Here is a 20,252-nt window from a genome sequence, read left to right as displayed (position 1 = left end):
GGTATTATTTCAGTATGCTAATGTGCGTATTCTGTTTTTCTATCTGCCCCTCGACGATGCTTACTTTCAAGGATATTTATATGCCTCGTGCATTATTGAGTATTAATCAACTTTCTGAATTCCACTATGAGCAAGTCGTCATACTGGAGGCCATTCGCTATTTAGTGACTAATGGATGGTTGGTTGATGTTTATACACATTATTATGGTGGTGCATGTCAGAAAGAAATAGGACAGTGGGATTTAAAAGATCAGATCCTCATCGTCGACCAATGGAGTCATGAGAGTTATGAATTTGATAACCATTATGAGTTTCTATGGGTGCAGGATTCGATTTTCAGTGTTGATATGCTGAGTCGATTAGAATCTACTGGCATTGAAAGTAATATTGTCTTTTCCCACTTAAGTACTTCACCGACTACGTATCTTAACCATTATTTGGAAGGCCAATTAGCCGATAGCATACTTTGTGTATCCTCTGCTCATGCACAAATGTTTATTCAGGCGGGTATTTCGCACGATAAAATTGAGTCTGGTTATTGGGTAGCTGAACATTTCTGCAAGTCGGAGCATTATCGTCGTTGTGAAAAACTATCTCACGCGCTCATTATTACAGAGCAGTCTGCGCAGGAAGTCTATGAATTACAGAAACAATTGATGGTTAATGGAATAACCAGTGATTGTGTTACGAGTGGAGCTGTATCAGCCGCGCAATTTAATAGTGCGGATGTTGTTATTTCTACTCTGGAAGGGGTTGCCTATGCGCTATGTATGGGGATTCCCGCTTATGTTTATGGTGAGCATGGTGGCATTGGCTACCTTAGTGACAAAAATATTCAGTTGGCCATCAAAGAAGGTTTTTCAGCTAGTGAATCATCACGCAAGATTGATATTGCTTCACTGATTAATGAATTGCGCAGCGGGTTTGAGATTGCTCTAAATTTCTCGGTTGCACATCAAGCTGAATTCATTAACCGCTGGAGATTCTCTCGGCGTTTTAGTTCATTACTGGAAAAACTGGCTCCTCCTTATCTCAAGAAAATTTCCGAACCAGTAGTCCAGGAATTAGCGCTTCACAATAAAATACGTAAAAGTGTCGCTCTGCCACCATATTCACTGGCTCGCTGGCAACAAGATCGGCGACCATCTGCTACCCGAGCCATATTGTTACGTACTATTCTTGAGTCGCAGGACAGTTTGGGGAAAATAGCGGTAGTGCTGGTTGATAATAAGGGAAACGCTATAGAAATCAAACGGTCTTTAGCGAGTCTTAGCGAACAATTATTATCACCTAATCAGTTATTGATCATTTCACCATTGGCACAGCCTGATGGTTTTACTCAGGGTGAATGGATTACGAGTTCGGTCCACTGGGCGGAGGAGATCAACACTCGTTTGACAGCCTTTAATGAGGGCTACCTATTTGTTATCCATTCTGGCGATCTCCTTGAACCACAAGCGTTGTTACTATTGGCGGAGCATCGAGTATGTAATAGCCATTCATTAGTTTGCTATGTCGACGAAGATGTCCTTAATGGCTGTGAGCCAGAAAAATTAGTGCTGAAACCGGATAGTAATATCGACATGCTGCGTAGTTTTCCCTATATCGGCAAATCGTTAGCTTTTTCTCCTCAACATGCTGTTCAGGTTGGTGGGTTGAATGCTGAATTACAGGATGCAGTGCTGGTTGATTTAGCTTGGCGATTTGTTGAGCAAGTGGGGGCTCAGGCACTGGGACATGTTCCTGAGGTGCTATTACATGCTGAAGAGTCAGTGGTTGATTGGTTGCAAAAAGGTAAGGTACTAGACCTCTCCGCAACGGCGGTAAAGGCTCACTTATCGCGATTGAGTATCGGCGCACAGGTTAGTGAAGGTGCATGTCAGGGAACGCTAAAAATAAGTTATAATCTCCCTGTTCAGCCACTCATATCAATTGTGATCCCAACTCGCGACAATCTGTCGGTACTCCGTAAATGTGTTGAGAGTCTGATGGAACGGACACTATACCCACATTATGAACTGTTAATTGTAGATAATAATTCACAGGATGCAGCGGCCTGTCAGTTCCTTAACCAACTGGATTGTATGAAGTTGGACAATATTCGGATACTACGCTGGCCGGATGCTTTTAACTTTTCAGCCATTAATAACTATGCTGTAGAACATGCTCGCGGTGACGTTCTACTGTTTTTAAATAACGATATTGAAATCACAGATAGCAACTGGTTATCTGTGTTGTTGCAACATGCATTGCGTCCTGAAGTGGGCATTGTGGGTTGTAAGCTGGTATTTTCCAATGGCAGTATTCAACATGCCGGGTTCATTTTAGGGCTGGATGGCGCTGCGGCTATTGCTTGTCAAGGGATGGATGGTAATAGTGATGGATATCTGAACGGTTTGAAAGTTACACATAATGTCAGCGCGGTGAGTGCGGCATGTATGATGATGCGTCGGGACGTTTTTACTGAGCTGGGCGGGTTTGATACACAGGATTTTCCTGTTTATTTTGGCGATGTCGATCTGTCACTTAAAGCCCGCCAGCTTGGCTATCTTATTGTCTGGACTCCTGAAATTCAGTTGCATCATCAAGGGGGGCAACCCGCTTGCGATCCGACTTGTTTGGTATAGAACCTCAGGCTGATGACGTTCAGATTGATAGGCTTTTTCAACATTGGTTACCCCAGTTGGCTAATGATCCGGCTTATCATCCGGCATTCAGCCGTGAAGTGCCTGGATTTCAGTTCTCAATAACATCATCCCGTTGTCAGACACCATTGCCAGGACGTCCGTTGCCGGTTGTTCTGGGATGCCATGCTGACTGGTTTGGTTGCGGGCATTACCGGTTAATACAGCCATTTAAACATCTTGAACAAAATGCCTGCATTGAAGGTGGGCTTCATCTGGGGCCGATGATTAATCTCACTGATGTCGCGCGCATCGATCCTGATGTGATCATCTTACAAGGTGTGACCGGTGAGAAAATTCCTCAATTGATGCAGCATTATCGCAAGTATAATCGGGCTAAGGTTGTGTTGGAGTACGATGATTACTTACCCAATATTCCTGTAGCAAGCCATGCTCGTCATAGTATTTCTCAGGATGTGATAAGACGCATCAGGAGAGCAATAGAGCAGGCCGACTGGTTGGTTGTTTCTACACCTGAATTAGCAAAGGAATATGAACCGTTTCATTCTGATATCCGGGTTGCACTTAATCGCTTGTCTCCTGAGTTATGGGAAAATCTTGCCAGTTATCGCCGTGTTAGCAAAAAAGCGCGTGTAGGCTGGGCCGGAGGAAGCTCACACGCCGGAGATTTAGCGCTGATTAAAGGTGTCGTGAAAGCGCTCGAAAATGAAGTTGAATGGGTATTCATGGGGATGAAACCCAGTGATGTGGCTTGTGAATTCCATATGGGCGTCCCTATTGAGTTTTATCCAGAAAAACTTGCCAGCCTGAATCTTGATTTGGCTATAGTCCCCTTGGAAATAAATCAATTTAACCGATGTAAAAGTAACCTCAGGTTGCTTGAAATGGGGGCCTGCGGTGTACCGGTAATTTGTACCGATATTGAACCATATCGCTGCGATCTTCCTGTGACGTTGGTGAATAATCGATTCAAGGATTGGGCGGATGCGATTCGGATGCACATTAATGACATGGAGGCGACATCGCGTATGGGGGATGCTTTACGTAATGCAATCCGTCAAAACTGGATGTTGGAAGGAAAGGGACTAGAAAGCTGGCTTACGGCCTGGATGCCTTAAAAATAAATTATCTACGTGCAAGGAGGCGTTATCTCTCCTTGCTTTTTAAAAAGAATCTGTAATAGGACATTAAGTCCCCTCATAGTATTTATCTCGAGAGTTTATGGTGAATAGTATTTTCAATGCAGGGAATAGAGCAGGAAAACAATAGGTATTCATAGGCTAGATTACGTGTCTTGCATGCCAGTTAATGATGTTTTTATTGGTATCATGGGGTGGGTATCCTTTGCGTACTGTAATGGTTTTTTACAAAAACGGGCAGTTGGTCTGGTATTCGGATGAATTACTTGATGCAGGCAATATTCCTGCATCTTGATGATGTTATAAGCGTGTTGGTTGCTGTGAGCCAAGGCGGTAGCGTGACCCTTGCGTTTTTCTCATATGTCGAAAAGACATCAGTATATCGTTTGTAAATGCCACACAACTGTAGGTGTTATTAGCCTATGGCCTTTTTATTTAAATGAATATATAAGAACAATAAATAAATATACCCATCATATTTCACGTTGTAGGTACGTTGGCTGCCATTGCTCACCTCAGTCACTTATTTATGTAAGCTCTTGGCGGTCCATTTGATTACTGCTTTCCTGCAACTCGAGTTATTTAAGGTATAAATCACGTTGAATGTTTCTCTTTTATCGTCGGATTACTAATGAGCAAAAAAAATAAATATCCATATTATATTACATCACCAGATTACAGAGAGTCTTCTTCTGGCATCCGGGTGCTTCATCGTTTGTGTCATTTAATTAATGAACAGGGCGGAGAAGCATATATGGTGGGATGTAATGTAGTAAACCCTGACTGGAATGCTCCTTTATTGAGCGTAGACGATTCGCAGAGACATCAATCAAATGGCGGGGTTTTTATTGCGATATATCCGGAAATTATTTCAGGCAACCCGATTGATGCGCCTGTATGTGTTAGATTTATGCTTAACAAAGAAGCATTGCTTAATGGAAATATGCTTGAAGAAGGCGAGGATGATTTATTCTTCTATTTCCGTAAAGAGCTTGCTGATAATGAAGCTAACGTAAATCTACTACGATTGGATTTTTATGATTTCAACCTATTTTGTGATGACAATAAAGAAAAAGATCTTGATCTTTTATATTTAAATAGAGTGAGTCCGGATTCTGTCGATTTTTTAACTTTACCTGAAGGTATACGGATATTATCTATTTCCGATCCACTACCATTGAAAGAATTAGCGCAAGTACTTAAAAGAGGCCGGGCATTATATACTTATGAAGCATCGAGTACTTGTGTACTAGCAACATTGTGCGGCTGTCCTGTCATCTCAAGGGTTGCACCTGGTTATGAAAAGTATGCCATTACACAAGAAACAATGTCTGATATTGGTAATGTTGGTGTGGCCTGGAGTAATGACCCGGCAGAACTAGAGTCAGTAAAATCTAATCTCTATAAAGTAAAAGAGCATTATGAAAGATTAGAAAATATATTTTTTCAGCAATTAAATGTGTTTTTTGAACTGACACAGAAAAAAGCCGAACAATATACGCGTACAAAAGCAGTATGTGATTTGAATGGTTGGCTATCTACACGAATGGTGTCATCTGGGCAAAAATTATTAATCCAGAAAGCATTTGACGAGCATCATATGATGCCTAAATTTTGTATTGCTATTCTTAATATTGGTGGCGATAAAGATGATATATATTCAACCATTGATACATTGGCTGTGGCCAGACAAGAATATCCATACATTGAGTGTGTTGTCCTGACCGCTGATCATATTGAATTATATGAATCTGTAACAGATTGGGTAAGCCTTCTCATTGCAGAACAACCACATACACTACTTAATCAGGTTATAGAACAGTATGATTTTGACTGGTTACAGTGCGTATATTCAGGTACATATTTTACTCTAAATGGCTTACTTATCGCCGGTTTAAACCTGGTAAAAAACGAGAGTTGCTATGCGGTTTACAGCGATATCCTGGTGTGTGACTCTGAAGATAATATTACTGCTGAGTTTTTCCCGGATTTTAATCTTGATTTATTACTCAGTTTGCCACAGAGAATGGCTAAAGACTGGTTATTTCATCGTCAGGCATTAATTGATATCGACGGTTTTGATTTGGACTTCATTGTATCGTTTGAGTTCGATGCTATTATTCGATTAATTGAAAGTAAAGATATCTCGGGTATTGGGCATTTATCTGAACCTATATTGATTGAGGCTCATCGAATCAATAACTCCCATGAAGAAAACATTTCTATTATCATGCGCCATTTGCAGAATAGAGGCTATTCGGGGAGCCAGGTCATTCCACATTCCGTAGGTGGATATCGGCTAGTATATGGACATCAGCAAGCGTCGCCACTGGTTTCAATTATTGTCATCGCGCAAGGCTCACTTTCCTCGCTGCAACGTTGTGTGACCAGCCTGCTGGAAAAAACGCAATATGCTAAATACGAATTAATTCTTGTTAAAGGACAGACATGCAATAGTGAAATCCATACCTGGCTAAGTGCGGTGGCAGAAATGGATTCATCACGTATCCGCGTTTTGTCATATCCCCATTTGTCAGCTATTCCGGCATTAATGAATCATGCAATAGAGGAAGTCAGTGGTGAATTCGTACTACTATTGGATATAAATGCGCTATTGGTTCAGGTAGATTGGCTTGATAATCTTTTAAATCAGGGTTTGCGTCCTGAAGTGGGGTGCGTAGGTGCTAAGCTGATTAACCTTGATAGAACAATAGGTTCTGCTGGTGTCATCTTGGGATTGAATGGTATTTCTGACAGCCCATTTATGGGAGAAATATTTGACAACGCCGGTTATATGCAGCGCCTGAACGCTGACCAAAATTATTGTGTGTTGAGTGGGGATTGTTTGCTGGTTAAGAAATCGGTATATACTCATGTCGGAGGAATGGACGAGAATATTCAGATTAGTTCACTTCGTGATATTGATTTTGGACTTAAAGTCAGAGAATCAGGATACATGTCGGTATGGACTCCATATGCTGTTATTGCTCAGGACAATACAGGAAGAGCGTCATCTTCGTATGAAGCATTGAGTGAATATGAAGTTGATGTCTATCGGCGTTGGTTGCCTTTGATAGCAAATGACCCTTCTTATAATAAAAACTTGTCATTAAAAGGGAAAGGGTATGAGCCTGAATGGAATTCAGCACTAACCTGGCAGCCGCTGAGTTGGCGTCCAGTACCGATGATCATGGCTTGGAGCGGTGAAGATAAAAGAAGTGCTAGTTCGCGTATCATACATCCACTGGAAAAGATGAAATCTGAAGGGTTTTTGGATGGAATCGTGATTCAGAAAGGTTTAACCATTCCTGAATTTTATCGTTTTAATCCTGATGTGTTGGTTGTCCAGGGATGCCATCTCGCTGAATATCATCGTTGGTTGGATCAAATCAAAACTTTAAACCCTATTTTTACCGTGTGTGATATCGATGAACATTTCTTATCTGCTGGTTTAATCAAGAAGAACGGACATGGGAAAAGTAAACATTTAATAGCACAATTTGACTTTATTGATCGTGTGGTAACAACGTCAGAGACATTAGCTGAACTTTATAGTAAAGATCACCGTGATATCTGCATTCTGCCTTCTTTTCTGAACAGTGAATGGAAAGCTCTGCAACAGGAGTGTCAACCATCTGAAAAAGTGAGAATAGGGTGTGTTACTCATGATTTAAGTCCTGGTGATATTATTTTATTAGCGACTATTATCCGGGAATTATCGGAAAAAGTAGAATGGATCTTTCTTGGAAAATATCCGGAAAGGCTTAAGCCTTATATTACTGAGTTCCATCGATACTCTGGTAATGTAGATTATCCCAAGGTGCTTGCCAGCCTTAACCTGGATCTTGCTATTGCACCTCTGGAAGACACTTTATTTAACCGATGCAGAAATAATTTACGCTTGCTGGAGTTTGGTGCGTGTGGCATTCCTGTTATTTGTAGCGATATAGAAAGTTATAAAGATAATCTCCCTGTTACAAGAGTTAAAAATCGTTATAAAGATTGGCTATCTGCCATCCAGATGCATTTGCATGATAGAAATGCAATGAATGCTAAAGGTAAAGAATTAAGACATCATGTCTTTAGCAACTGGATGCTTGAAAACGATAATATTAAATTATATCTCCGCTCTTGGTTACCAAAAAAATCATGATAATCGCTATACGGTTATTTTTGTGAACTTGTTATTTATATATCCTCTGGTTTGGCAGGATATATAAAATCTTGCGAATAAAAGGTCGCATTATGAAAAATAATATATATGTTACAAGCCCATTATTGCCGCCACTGAATGAGTTTATTCCTTACCTGGAAAAGATCTGGGAAAATAAATGCCTGACAAATGGGGGACCATTCCATCAACAATTAGAGAAAGAACTAGCTGATTATCTTGGGGTGGAGCATTTGTGCTTATTTACTAATGGCACCTTGGCCTTATTGACCGCATTACAAGCGCTGAAAATTACAGGGGAAGTGATTACGACTCCTTATTCATTTGTTGCTACATCTCATACCTTATTATGGAATGGATTAAAACCGGTTTTTGTCGATATCGATCCTGTTACCTGTAATATTGATCCTGACCGAATCGAAGCCGCTATTACACCCGAGACGTCAGCTATTTTACCCGTACATTGCTATGGCATTCCTTGTGACGTTGATAAAATTCAGAATATTGCTGATACCTATGGTTTGAAGATCATCTACGATGCAGCACATGCCTTTGGTGTCAAAAAAGGCAATAGTAGTGTGCTGCGTTATGGCGATCTTTCTGTTCTTAGCCTGCATGCGACAAAAGTTTTCAATACATTTGAAGGTGGGGCAATTATTTGTCCTGATGCCAAGATGAAACAACGAATAGATTACCTGAAGAATTTTGGTTTTGCGGAAGAAACCAAAGTAGTTGCTCCAGGGATCAATGGTAAAATGAGTGAGATACAAGCCGCATTCGGGTTGCTTCAGCTAAATTACATTGATGATGCATTGATAGAACGACAGTCAATATGTAATCGATATTGTGAATTATTAGCCTATGTTCCTTATATTTCAATACCGAGTGTTCCCGAATCTATAGAGTGGAATTATTCTTATTTCCCAATATTTATCAAGAATAACTCTCCTGTTAGTAGAGATGAGTTGTTTGCTGCACTAAAAGAAAATGGAATTTTCACCAGACGATATTTTTATCCTTTGATTAGTGATTTTCCCATGTATCGGGGATTACCCAGCGCATGTGCTTCATTGCTGCCCATGGCTAATAGTGTTGCATGTTCTGTTCTTTGCCTCCCTATCTATCCAGGGTTATCAGCATCTGATCAAGATAGAGTTATTTCTATAATAACATCTTCAATAGCTACAGCATCGCATTAACTGATATCTACATATGATGATAATTTACTGGTTGAGCACCTTAAAACGGCATCTCAGACGTACATTTTAAAGGTTATTTTATGAACAATAAAAGTAAATTACTTGTCTTCCCCTGTAATTTACCAGAAGCAGAGGAATACGCACAATCAGCGATACTTATGGGAATGGAAGTGGTTCGTGCGTCTTCTAATCCTGAAGGATTAAGCTACAAATCGGCTTATCTACCCTATATCAGTCAGGACAGCTTTGATAGTGAATTTAAGTCACTTTTGCTTAAAGAAAATATTAGTCATATTTATGCACCTCATGACGTAGTACTAAATTATCTGGAAAAATTAAAAGAGAAAAATAAGACAGAATTTCATTTCCAATTATGTAATGATTATATACATAAGCAGTTATATAAAAAATTTGATGCAGCTTATAATTGGGCTGAGAATTGTATTGATGATGTATTCCGAAATATAGAGCTAACGGCCCCGGCACTTAGAAAAAACCAGTACGCAAATTTAATTATTAATTACAATAACGTACCAGGACAAAGTGATGAAAGTAAACTTAAAGTGTTGTGCTATTTATTTAGAAATATCCCCTGCGGGGATATTGTAGAAGTTGGTACTTTGTGGGGAAGATCGGCATATGCAATGGCTTGGTTGGCAACGAAGCATAATATCGGAAATGTGATATGTGTGGATCCATGGGCCTATATTTATGTCGGTGATCAAGGTGAACAGGCAAAACTTGTTAATGATATGGCAGATACTATTAATTATGACAAGATTTTTGAAGGTTTCCTCGTCTCAGCAGCAGAGCTTGATAATATTAATTATATTCGTGAACCTTCCGTTATTGCCGGTGAAACATACGCCGGATGTACATCTGTTGGTAAATTAATTACACCAGAATTTGGTGAAACATCTATCAATGGTAAAATATCCATTCTTCATGTTGACGGCAATCATAAGTATGAAGATGTAAAAAATGATATTGAAACCTGGATGCCATATGTACAGCAGGGAGGATGGATATTGCTTGATGACTATGATTGGGCCTTTGGCGATGGTCCCAAACGTGTAGGTGATGAATTAATTCATCATCCGCGAGTTACATCACATTTCTTAATTAGCGATACGCTATATATAAAATTATAGACATGAAAATATTTGTTTTTATCAGGAGAATGGATATCACCCTTTTTCGTTAATACTATTTATTACAGACATTATAGGAAATAATCATTAATCTGTCTTCTATTATTATAAGTAGCATTATCTGGGAGCAATAATGTCAAAAATAGATACGCTGATCCTTGATGCTGGTTTTTCTTCCTTGCCACTTCTCCAGGCCAGTATGTCTTTTGGGCATTCGGTGGGAGTTTGCAGTGGTAAACTTTCTGATCCAGGTCACTTATTGGCTAAAAAATCATTTCCGATAAACTATGCCAATCGAGAAGAGGTTCTTAAACTGGCTCGAAAAGAAAATATTCAGGCGATATTGCCAGGCGTAACCGATATGTCTTATCTCAGTGGCGCATGGATAGCAGAACAATTGGGATTGCCTGGTTTTGACTCTACGGATACAACTAACCTTTTACTTAAAAAAGATAAGTTTAGAGTATATGCGCAAAGAAAAGGCTTTCCGGTTCCCAATGCAGTAACGTCGGTTGAGGCTGCTAACCAGCTGCACTATCCTATTTTAGTTAAACCGACTGATGCATATAGTGGTCGTGGTGTTGTTCAGGTAAATCAGAAAGAAAATGTAAAGGAGGCCTACCAGACGGCTATTCGTGAGTCAGTTTCTGGCGAGGCGGTACTGGAAGAGTTTAAAGAGGGGTCTTTACACAGTCATTCGGCGTTTATTCGTGATGGGCGTATCGCGTGTGAGTTTTTTGTCAATGAATTCTGCACTATTTATCCTTATCAGGTTAACAGTAGTTGTTTGAATATTCAAATGGATGAGACGCTGAAAAATAGAATCAGTGATTGCTTGCAGGCTCTAGTTTCAGATCTTCAGCTTTGTGATGGACTATTACATACGCAGTTTATTTATAATGGAAAAGATTTTTGGCTGATTGAGGTAACACGGCGCTGTCCTGGTGATTTATATAGTCAATTGGTTCAATATTCGACAAATATCGCTTACTCAACATTATTTGTTGCACCATTTTTTCGACATTCAGTGCCTATTTCTGAATACAGACCAGCGCTAAAACGATTTATTTCCAGACATACCGTATCAACCAGTGAATCTGTTCCTTTTATGGCGCTCCAATGTGAAAGGGCGCCTTGCAGAGTTATTGAAGCTGTTTTGCTTAAAACATGTGGAGAGGTTTTACAAGCAGCACCACAGGATCGTGCAGGTATTATATTTTCTGAGTTTAAGAATGTAGAAGAAATGTCATTCCATACTCAGTTTCTTAAAGACTATTTTTTTGTTAAAAGTACTTTTGCGAGGCAGGAATAATGAGAGATATCTCAAAGCACTATCCGAGGCTGAAGATTGGTTTCATCGGCGGAGGAATAAATTCAGCTGTGGGCGAAACCCATAAAATTGCTTCTCAAATGGATGGTAGCTTTGAGCTGGTTTCCGGTTTTTTCAGTCGTGAAGCACAAACGAATAAAATTACCGCAGATGATTGGGGTGTCTCACTTGACAGGGCTTACAGCAGTCTTGCTGAGTTTCTTGAAGCAGAAAGAAAAATGCTAGACGCAGTAGTCGTACTCACGCCTACCCCTATGCATAAAGATGTCGTTATCTCCTGTATTGAACAGCAATTACCCGTGATTTGTGAAAAGGCATTAGCCGGGAGTATCTGTGAAGTCGAGGAAATTCGTACTGCATTGAACTCTCATCAGGGGACGTTATTAGTTACGTTTAATTATTGTGGTTATCCCATGATTAGAGAATTGCGCCAGCGAATTGCTCAGCAAGAATTTGGGGTAATAAGGCAAATAATGATTGAAATGCCCCAGGAGGGTTTTTTACGTCATACAGCAGAAGGTGAGTCTCCCCGGCCTCAGAATTGGCGCCAACACGACGGTGTAATACCTACGGTTTCATTGGATCTTGGGGTACATGTCCATCAAATGGTTGACTTTTTGATTGGAGAAAAAGCCCTGGATGTTTATGCTACACATCATACATTTGGTGAAGTTCCACATGTTATCGACACTGTTCATTGCATATCTAATTATACTAATGAAATAGTGTGCAATTATTGGTATAGCAAAGCTGCTCTTGGTTATCGTAACGGTCTAAAAATACGTGTGTTTGGTAGTAAAGGCTCGGCTGAATGGATACAGATGGACCCTGAACATTTGCATATCAGTAACATAAGTGGTAGTTCCTGGACTGTTGACCGTACACACCCGGATAATATTGTGGCTAACCAGGCACGATATAGTCGATTCAAAGCCGGGCATCCTGCTGGGTTTATTGAAGCTTTCGCTAACTCTTATGAGGATATTGCTGCTTCACTCAGAGGAGAATGCAATAGTGATGTCTTTGGTATTGATGTCGCGTACCAGGGTCTTGATTTTTTAAATAAAGTCAATACCAGTGCAATTAAAGGATGTAAGGTAAAAATATAATTATTACTATTGCTTAGCATTATATTAATCGTGCCATTATATCCTTAAAATTATAGAGACCTGAGTATGCGTGCTGAAAATAACTTATTAAATGATGTCATTAGCAACGTGAATAATGACGCTATACCTCCAGCCAGAATTGTCACTTCTCTTGATGTGGATAGCAAGTCTCTTACTGTGGATTTTGATGAGAATAACTCCCCTTTCTTTTCTATTATTATTCCTGTATATAATGGCGAATCCTATATTCATAATTGCTTATTAAGCATTGAAAATCAGAAAAAAGTCAATTCCTTGATGTTTGAAGTCATTGTTATTGATGACTGTTCTACCGATCAAACACTCAGTCAATTGCAATTATTACCGCATAGTTTCAATATTAATATATTAACCACGCCGATTAATAGTGGTCCAGGCATTGCGAGAAATATAGGAATATCCGCAGCAAGAGGTAAGTGGATTATATTTTTAGATGCCGATGACCTTCTCTCTGTTGATGCACTTGAGATACTTTATAACTACATTAAAGATAACGATGTTCAGATTGTTGGATTCGATTGGCAATATACCCAAGAATGTAGAGAAAATCAGCGCGGTGGGAGAACGGATTTAGTTAATTTGACGGAGAGGAAACAAAAACTAATCTGCGACTATATTTCATTGAAAATGGATGGATCCGTCATCTATACTGTTATAGAACGCAGGTTAATTATTAATAATGAGATTGTTTTTCATCACGGGTTTCATGAGGATATAGATTTCATTTTCAAAGTATATTTCCATGCAAAAAAAATAGGTGTTGTAAATAATAAAATTTATTTAAAAAATAATAGAAGTGGTTCTATAATTAATCGCATAACATCCTCTCATATTGAAGGTTTTTTCCGGGCCTTTAATGAAATTCATGATTTTTTGATTAAGCAAGATTCGTTATCCCCATTGTTGCTCAGAAATTTGTATGTGGGTTTTATTGGTATAGTAGCGACTCGCATCAGAGAAATATGGATGTTAGATCCTAAAGATAAAATGGAATTGTATCAGGTCATTTATACTTTATGGAAAGAGGCAGAAAACAGACTGTCTGGTGTAAAGAAAATTGTTTTGAAAACAAAGTATTTCCTAATACATGAGAAATTTGTATCTCTAATGGAAACAAATGATGATGCTGTTGTATCAAAGATATCTTCATTTATGAAAAATATAAAAAATAAAATGTTGAGTTGCTATGATTTACATCATTCGGTATTTTTCGCTCCGGATGAAATCCGTACTTGCTGCAAACGATTCTTCGTAAATGGTATAATGAAAGGCGATGTGGTACTTTTAAATAAAAATAACTATACTTTCAATCAGTTTACAAACGAGAATATATTAAAAGAGAAAAAGGATTTATTTTCACGCATTAATAAAGGTGAAGCCCCTGAATGTGATGGATGCCCATTCCTGGAATTTGATGAGTGGGGGGATCTTGATGAACTGAAACCTGAACATCTTTCATTAGAATATCACTCTGTATGCAACATGAAATGCGAATACTGTAGTGATAAGTATTATGGCGGAAAAGAAGCCAGCTATGATATTTATGATTTATTGAAAAATATAGACCTTTCATTATGTAATTCTATTGTTTGGGGTGGAGGTGAACCAACTCTGGATAAAGAATTTCCTGCGCATCTAAGATATTTATCTAATAAATTTCCCAATTTGAAACAGCGAGTTATTACTAATTCAACCAAATTTATCGATGCGTTATCTGATGCCATTAATAATGATAGAGCAAATGTCATTACCAGTATCGATGCAGGGACAAAGAGCAAGTTTTTTCAAATAAGGCAGAATAAAGGATTTGATAGAGTTATTAATAATTTAAAGAAATATGCTTCATTAAGACCACAAAACATAACAATAAAATACATTTTTACGGAAAATAATAATGATAAAAGCGAAGTATTAGCTTTCGTTAAAACCATGCTTGAAAATGAACTTTTATCTTGTAATTTTCAGATAAGCTATGACTTTAAAAAAGAAACAGTTGATGCTATGCCAGCTGTGTCAGCTATTTTACTGTATGGGCTTTTGGTTAAAAGTGGATGCCGATATGTGTTTTTCGACGATTTACTCCGTCAGAGGATATCGTCTATTCCCTTGGATAGATATACCGAGATAGTAAGCATATTATCTTCAATAGGGCAGGAAAATATTTTGGCAAATAAAGAAGATTTTTCGAGTGTGATTATTTGGGGTGCGGGTGCGCAGACAAAATTATTACTGGAAAATTCTAACTTCTTTAAGATGGTATCGGTTAAATATATAGTTGATAATACGCCTTCAAAGATAAATACTCAATTTTTAGGTGTTGATGTTTATCATCCGGATAAATTGTATGAATCTGATGATCCAATATTAATTTCTGCTGTGCAAAGCAGTCCCAAGATACTTGAAGTTTTTAACAATATGGGATTGTCTTCACAAAGATTAATAAAGGGATTGGTGATTTAAATTTAGCAAATGGCGATGAACAACTTTTTATAAAACACTTCATGGCTTTTGTTCTCACTGGTTAAAGCGATGGATTGATAACACGAATAATAGAAAATCATTTTGTGTGTCGTTGATAATAGTTATCATTAATAACGTTTTAACAGGCCATTTAATAACGCTAGGGTAATATTTCTCAAATAAGGTAGCATATTGTGCTAGTTATGCTTAACTAGTAATGTCAGACTGAGATGCTGAATAGTGGCGTACTGCTTACATTAGGTGCTACGTGGGCTGTTTTGGCCTGAGAAATGTAAAGATTTTTCAGTATGGGAAGAAATAGCGGCTCTTTTATAGAGTTATTCATTCGATTATCTATGTAGACCAAACGCATAATAGTATCGATAACATTATCATCGTAGGTATTTGTCACTGTGAGCGATCTGTATACCGCCGAAGGCACAATGGATAAAAATTCTCTCTGGCAGCGCTATATCCCCTTGGTGCGGCACGAGGCTCTGCGATTACAGGTTCGTCTCCCTGCGAGCGTAGAGCTTGACGATCTGTTGCAGGCGGGAGGTATTGGTCTGCTCAACGCAGTGGAGCGTTATGATTCGTTGCAAGGCACGGCATTTACGACTTATGCCGTACAGCGTATCCGTGGTGCGATGTTGGATGAACTCCGGAGTCGGGATTGGGCACCTCGTAGTGTGCGACGTAATGCTCGTGAAGTGGCTAATGCTATGCGTCAGGCTGAACAGCTGTTAGGCAGGGCACCCACTGAGCAAGAAGTTGCTCAGGCTCTGGATATCACTCTGCAAGAGTATCGTCAGATCTTGTTGGATACTAACAATAGCCAGCTGTTTTCTTACGATGAATGGCGCGAAGAACATGGTGATAGCGCTGGTGCGTTGTTGGAGGGAAATGAAGAGGCCAATCCGCTGCGTCAGCTCATGGATGTTAGTGTTCGTGAGAGAGTGATGGAGGCGATTGAAAATTTGCCAGAGCGTGAAAAGCTGGTGCTGACTCTTTATTACCAGGAAGAACTGAATCTGAAGGAAATCGGTGCTGTTCTGGATGTTGGGGAGTCACGAGTTAGCCAGTTGCATAGCCAGGCGATAAAGCGTCTGCGTGTAAAATTAATGAACGATGTTTAATTGGAAGCGTAGACATGTAGTTATCTTACTATACTGTTATGGAATGGACTCATGTCGCAATCAACTAGGAAGAAACAACTTCTCAGCCGTTATTTAAAAGACTTCAAACATAGACAAACGCATTGTGCCAATTGTGGTAAAGAATTAGATCGTGTTTCGTTAGTATTTCGTAATCAACTTATCAATAAAAAATCAATCGGTGGTATGGATCAGTTAATTGATAACGCTGTCTGGTTATCAGTGCAGGAGGAGTTAATTCCACTATGTCGTTTCTGCAGTGAAGTATTCTGCAATACACATGCTAACTATTTTGATATTAAAGCATTTACACAATATCTGATTGAACAGACGGAAGTCCGGCATAGCACAATGCGTGAATATGTTATTCGATTGAGACGACTGGATGAGCTGTTAGTAGCGAAAAATTACCCACAGGAACGTTTTGTAACCAGCGATAATATTCAGCAGAGAATCTGTGATTATTTACCGGATATTGAGCAAAATACCTACCGCAGCGCTTTGCGAAAATATGATCAATATCTCAGTTGGCAGAGGCATTATTGATTGGATCGTTTTCATCGAGTTGCGAGGGCGATACTTATCGAGTATATGTTTATGTTATGGCAGTGTGAAAGTGCTTGCCAAAGCGGGGTAGATTATTGCACTGTCATAATACTGAAACCGTCTGGCGGTAATTTTACTTCAGATAGTTATCAGGATCTTTAATGCGGACAATCATTATTCGTGGGAATAGTGATTGTCACAGTGAGGAGCTCGAATGGCAGAGTCCTTCTTTGGACGAAATAGTCAACAAATCCAGTATTTCCTTCTACCGACTTATCAATGCGGAGGACTTCCCTCCCACTTCATTTCTTCACTGTGTTATCGCTTTATCTTTTGTCTATATGACTATCCGCATATACGTCGAACGCCGATTGCAACCCCGCGATGCTACTTCGCACGAGGGGTCATCGGCTTTTTTCATTTCATGTTCTTCACCGGCTTAATAAGGAAGCCAAACCTCATTTGTGAGTGAAACGCCGTAGGATTTGAGTCTACGGTAAGTGAAACAAACTGTAAGGTGCCACTATGGGAAGACAAAAAGCAGTGATCAAAGCACGTCGTGAAGCCAAGCGTGTTATCAGACGTGAATCACGTAACCATCGGCAGCGTGAGGAAGAATCGGTCACTTCTCTGGTTCAGATGGGGGGTATTGAGTCTATCGGAATGGCGCGGGAAAGCCGTGATACGTCGATGATAGAAGCCCGTACATTCGCCCAGGAACATTACTTGTCTGCAATAGAAAATAAACAGTTGGTTTTTGCCACTGGAGAGGCTGGTTGTGGCAAAACGTTTCTCAGTACGGCCAAAGCGGCCGAAGCACTAATTCATAAAGAGGTTGAGCGAATAATCGTGACCCGTCCGGTATTACAGGCCGATGAAGATTTAGGCTTTTTGCCTGGCGATATCAATGAGAAGTTTGCACCTTATTTCCGACCGGTATACGACGTCTTACAGCGTCGTCTGGGTTCTTCTTTTCTGCAGTATTGCCTGCGGCCTGAAATAGCGAAGGTGGAAATTGCGCCTTTTGCTTATATGCGCGGTCGGACATTTGAAAATGCAGTGGTTATTCTGGATGAAGCGCAGAATGTCACTGTGAATCAAATGAAGATGTTTCTAACGCGTTTGGGTGAAAATGTAACAGTGATAGTAAACGGTGATATTACGCAATGTGATTTGCCGTCAAGTGTGAAGTCGGGGCTCTGTGATGCTCTGGAGCGGTTTATAGAAGATGAAATGGTGGGTATTGTGACGTTTGATAAGGACGACTGTGTACGTTCTGAATTATGTCAACATGCCTTGGTTGCTTACAGCTAAATCCAGGTCATCGAGGGCTGTATTGCCGTCTGGTCCTCGGTGTGTTTGTGGCTGAAAAGCGAGTTTCACTGTTGTAGATCCTGAAATTAATCGTATTGCTTCACTATAGAAAAGCCCCTCTGCCGCAAGTCAGGGGGGCTTTTTTTACGATCATGAGCTACCCGTTGGAAAAACTGGCGTCATTATGTCGCTGGATAGAAAAGCAAGCTTGCATTGTACTGTAGTCCCCCCTGAATTTAGTCTTACCGCACAATGGAGTTCTCTGGTTAAAATACAACCAACGGAGGCTCATCATGAAGAAAGCGCGTTTCACTGAAACTCAGATCCTACGTGTTCTGAAAGAGGTTGAAGGTGGTCGGCATGTGAAGGATGTGTGCCGAGAAAACGGTGTGTCGGAAGCCAGCTATTACAATTGGAAAGCCAAATATGGTGGCATGGAATCCTCTGATATCAAACGAATGAAAGAGCTGGAAGAGGAAAATCGCCGGTTAAAGCAAATGTACGCATCCCTTAGTTTAGATCATGAAATTCTTAAGGATGTTGTATCAAAAAAACTTTAACGGTGCCTGAGAAGCGTGAGCTGGTGCGTTACGTCATGACGGAACATCAGGCCAGCGAACGACGCGGGTGCCGGATTATCGGTATTAGTCGAAGCCTGTTGCATTATTGCCCGAACACGGCGCGGGATCTGCCCGTGGTCGAGGCATTACAAAAACTTGCACATCAGCATCCGGCCTATGGTTTTGGCCTTATGTTCAATAAGTTACGTCAAGCAGGATTATCGTGGAATGCAAAACGGGTTTACCGGATCTACCGATTATTAAAACTGAACCTTCGGTGTAAAGGAAAAAAACGCTTACCTAACAGGCATCCACAGCCGTTGGTTATTCCGCATAAAATGAACCACTGTTGGTCAGTTGATTTTATGAGTGATGCCTTGATCGACGGGCGGCGATTCAGGTTATTTAACGTCGTCGATGATTTTAATCGGGAAGCGCTGGCAATCGAGGTTGATTTGAATATACCAGCTCATCGCGTTGTACGCATCCTGGAGCGGTTAAGTGCTGAAAGAGGCTATCCGGCATTTATACGCAGCGATAACGGGCCAGAACTTACAGCCGCTGCTTTAGCTGAATGGGCAGAGTTGCACGGCGTGATACTCGATTTTATTCAGCCAGGCAGGCCAATGCAGAACGGATTTATTGAGCGATTTAACAAAACGCTACGAACAGAAATACTCGATATGTATCTGTTCAGAACACTGTCAGAAGTCCGTGTGCTAACAGAAGACTGGCGCGCAGAATATAACGAAGAACGTCCGCATAGCTCACTGGGTGATATGCCACCCGTTATCTATGCGAGGCAAAAACTGGCCGGAGATCCTCATTGGCGGTGGTACTAAAAACCGGAGGGACTACAGTACGAACTACACTATTCGATTGAAACGTGGTCAGAAGAGGAGGGCATATGGTTCGCGTCGTTGGGATAGATCATCTTGCCATTCGTGTCGGCAACCTGAAGGAATCGAAGCATTTTTACGATAGCGTGCTGAACTTCATGGGGTTTGAGCTTGAATGGGAGTTCGATGAGGTTGTTGGCTGGAATAACGGAGAAACCATGTTCTGGATCACCCAAGCTGACGCGATGGGCGTGCGTCATAAACACCGTACGGGCGATGTTGGTTATCACCATTATGCCTTCGAGCTGGCGGCACGAGAAGAAGTCGATGCACTCTATGATTTTCTGATGAAGGAGAAAGTGACGATCGTCGATGCCCCGGCAGATTATCCCAGTTATGGTGAAGGCTATTACGCTGTCTATTTCCTCGACCCTGATGGTTTGAAGCTTGAGGCAATGCATTTTGTTGAGAAGGAGAAGCGTCGGGCGCGTCGTATTCGTGAGAAAGGTTCTGATAATGAGATAGGTGAAAGACAGTGAGCTGACAACTTCATTGACACTGCCAACGCCACCATAATTGATCGATAATCGATGGAG

At 40.3% G+C, this 20,252-nt stretch carries 13 protein-coding genes; all 13 read left to right on the top strand.

Features of this window, described 5'->3' with window-relative positions:
- Positions 1–80 precede the first annotated feature (80 nt).
- The 13 genes from PCO85_12905 to PCO85_12845 all read left to right on the top strand — a co-directional run bounded on the left by PCO85_12905 (position 81) and on the right by PCO85_12845 (position 20,195).
- Positions 81–2,627 carry a glycosyltransferase family 2 protein gene (locus PCO85_12905; GenBank protein WJV52153.1) on the top strand — a complete coding sequence of 849 codons (2,547 nt, stop codon included), beginning with the start codon at positions 81–83 and terminating at the stop codon, positions 2,625–2,627.
- Positions 2,603–3,763, top strand: coding sequence for a hypothetical protein (locus tag PCO85_12900; protein ID WJV52152.1), 1,161 nt, complete (start codon positions 2,603–2,605; stop codon positions 3,761–3,763). Before PCO85_12905 ends, PCO85_12900 begins: the two co-directional genes overlap by 25 nt.
- A gap of 652 nt (positions 3,764–4,415) precedes the next feature.
- The gene (locus PCO85_12895; GenBank protein WJV52151.1) at positions 4,416–7,937 is read left to right on the top strand and encodes a glycosyltransferase; all 3,522 of its coding nucleotides are present in this window, start codon (positions 4,416–4,418) and stop codon (positions 7,935–7,937) included.
- A gap of 92 nt (positions 7,938–8,029) precedes the next feature.
- A complete protein-coding gene (locus tag PCO85_12890) occupies positions 8,030–9,154 on the top strand; it encodes a DegT/DnrJ/EryC1/StrS family aminotransferase (protein WJV52150.1) in 1,125 nt (374 codons plus the stop codon).
- 80 nt (positions 9,155–9,234) lie between these two features.
- Positions 9,235–10,305, top strand: a complete 1,071-nt coding sequence (locus PCO85_12885) for a class I SAM-dependent methyltransferase (GenBank protein ID WJV52149.1) — start codon at positions 9,235–9,237, stop codon at positions 10,303–10,305.
- A 133-nt stretch (positions 10,306–10,438) separates the two neighbouring features.
- Entirely contained in the window at positions 10,439–11,617 is a 1,179-nt protein-coding gene (locus tag PCO85_12880) for an ATP-grasp domain-containing protein (GenBank protein WJV52148.1), read from the top strand.
- Entirely contained in the window at positions 11,617–12,744 is a 1,128-nt protein-coding gene (locus PCO85_12875) for a Gfo/Idh/MocA family oxidoreductase (GenBank protein ID WJV52147.1), read from the top strand. Before PCO85_12880 ends, PCO85_12875 begins: the two co-directional genes overlap by 1 nt.
- A gap of 66 nt (positions 12,745–12,810) precedes the next feature.
- A complete protein-coding gene (locus PCO85_12870; protein WJV52146.1) occupies positions 12,811–15,243 on the top strand; it encodes a glycosyltransferase in 2,433 nt (810 codons plus the stop codon).
- Between the two features lie 413 nt (positions 15,244–15,656).
- Positions 15,657–16,379 (top strand): RNA polymerase sigma factor FliA, encoded by a 723-nt coding sequence (locus PCO85_12865; protein ID WJV52145.1) that lies wholly within the window; start codon positions 15,657–15,659, stop codon positions 16,377–16,379.
- A 51-nt stretch (positions 16,380–16,430) separates the two neighbouring features.
- Positions 16,431–16,943 carry a flagella biosynthesis regulatory protein FliZ gene (gene fliZ / locus PCO85_12860; GenBank protein ID WJV52144.1) on the top strand — a complete coding sequence of 171 codons (513 nt, stop codon included), beginning with the start codon at positions 16,431–16,433 and terminating at the stop codon, positions 16,941–16,943.
- A 525-nt stretch (positions 16,944–17,468) separates the two neighbouring features.
- Positions 17,469–18,257 carry a phosphate starvation-inducible protein PhoH gene (gene phoH / locus PCO85_12855; GenBank protein ID WJV52143.1) on the top strand — a complete coding sequence of 263 codons (789 nt, stop codon included), beginning with the start codon at positions 17,469–17,471 and terminating at the stop codon, positions 18,255–18,257.
- 293 nt (positions 18,258–18,550) lie between these two features.
- Positions 18,551–19,659, top strand: a protein-coding gene (locus PCO85_12850) for an IS3 family transposase (protein ID WJV52142.1) whose coding sequence is annotated in 2 segments (ribosomal slippage) — positions 18,551–18,803 and positions 18,803–19,659 — 1,110 coding nt in all. Because the reading frame shifts where the segments join, the coding sequence is not laid out codon by codon here.
- 65 nt (positions 19,660–19,724) lie between these two features.
- Positions 19,725–20,195 carry a VOC family protein gene (locus tag PCO85_12845; GenBank protein WJV52141.1) on the top strand — a complete coding sequence of 157 codons (471 nt, stop codon included), beginning with the start codon at positions 19,725–19,727 and terminating at the stop codon, positions 20,193–20,195.
- The last annotated feature ends 57 nt before the right edge of the window (positions 20,196–20,252 follow it).

Origin of the sequence: Prodigiosinella aquatilis, from assembly GCA_030388725.1 — a bacterium.
Lineage (GTDB): Bacteria > Pseudomonadota > Gammaproteobacteria > Enterobacterales > Enterobacteriaceae > Prodigiosinella > Prodigiosinella aquatilis.
The sequence above is the reverse complement of the archived record's forward strand: the minus strand, read 5'-3'. Positions and strand labels throughout refer to the sequence as shown.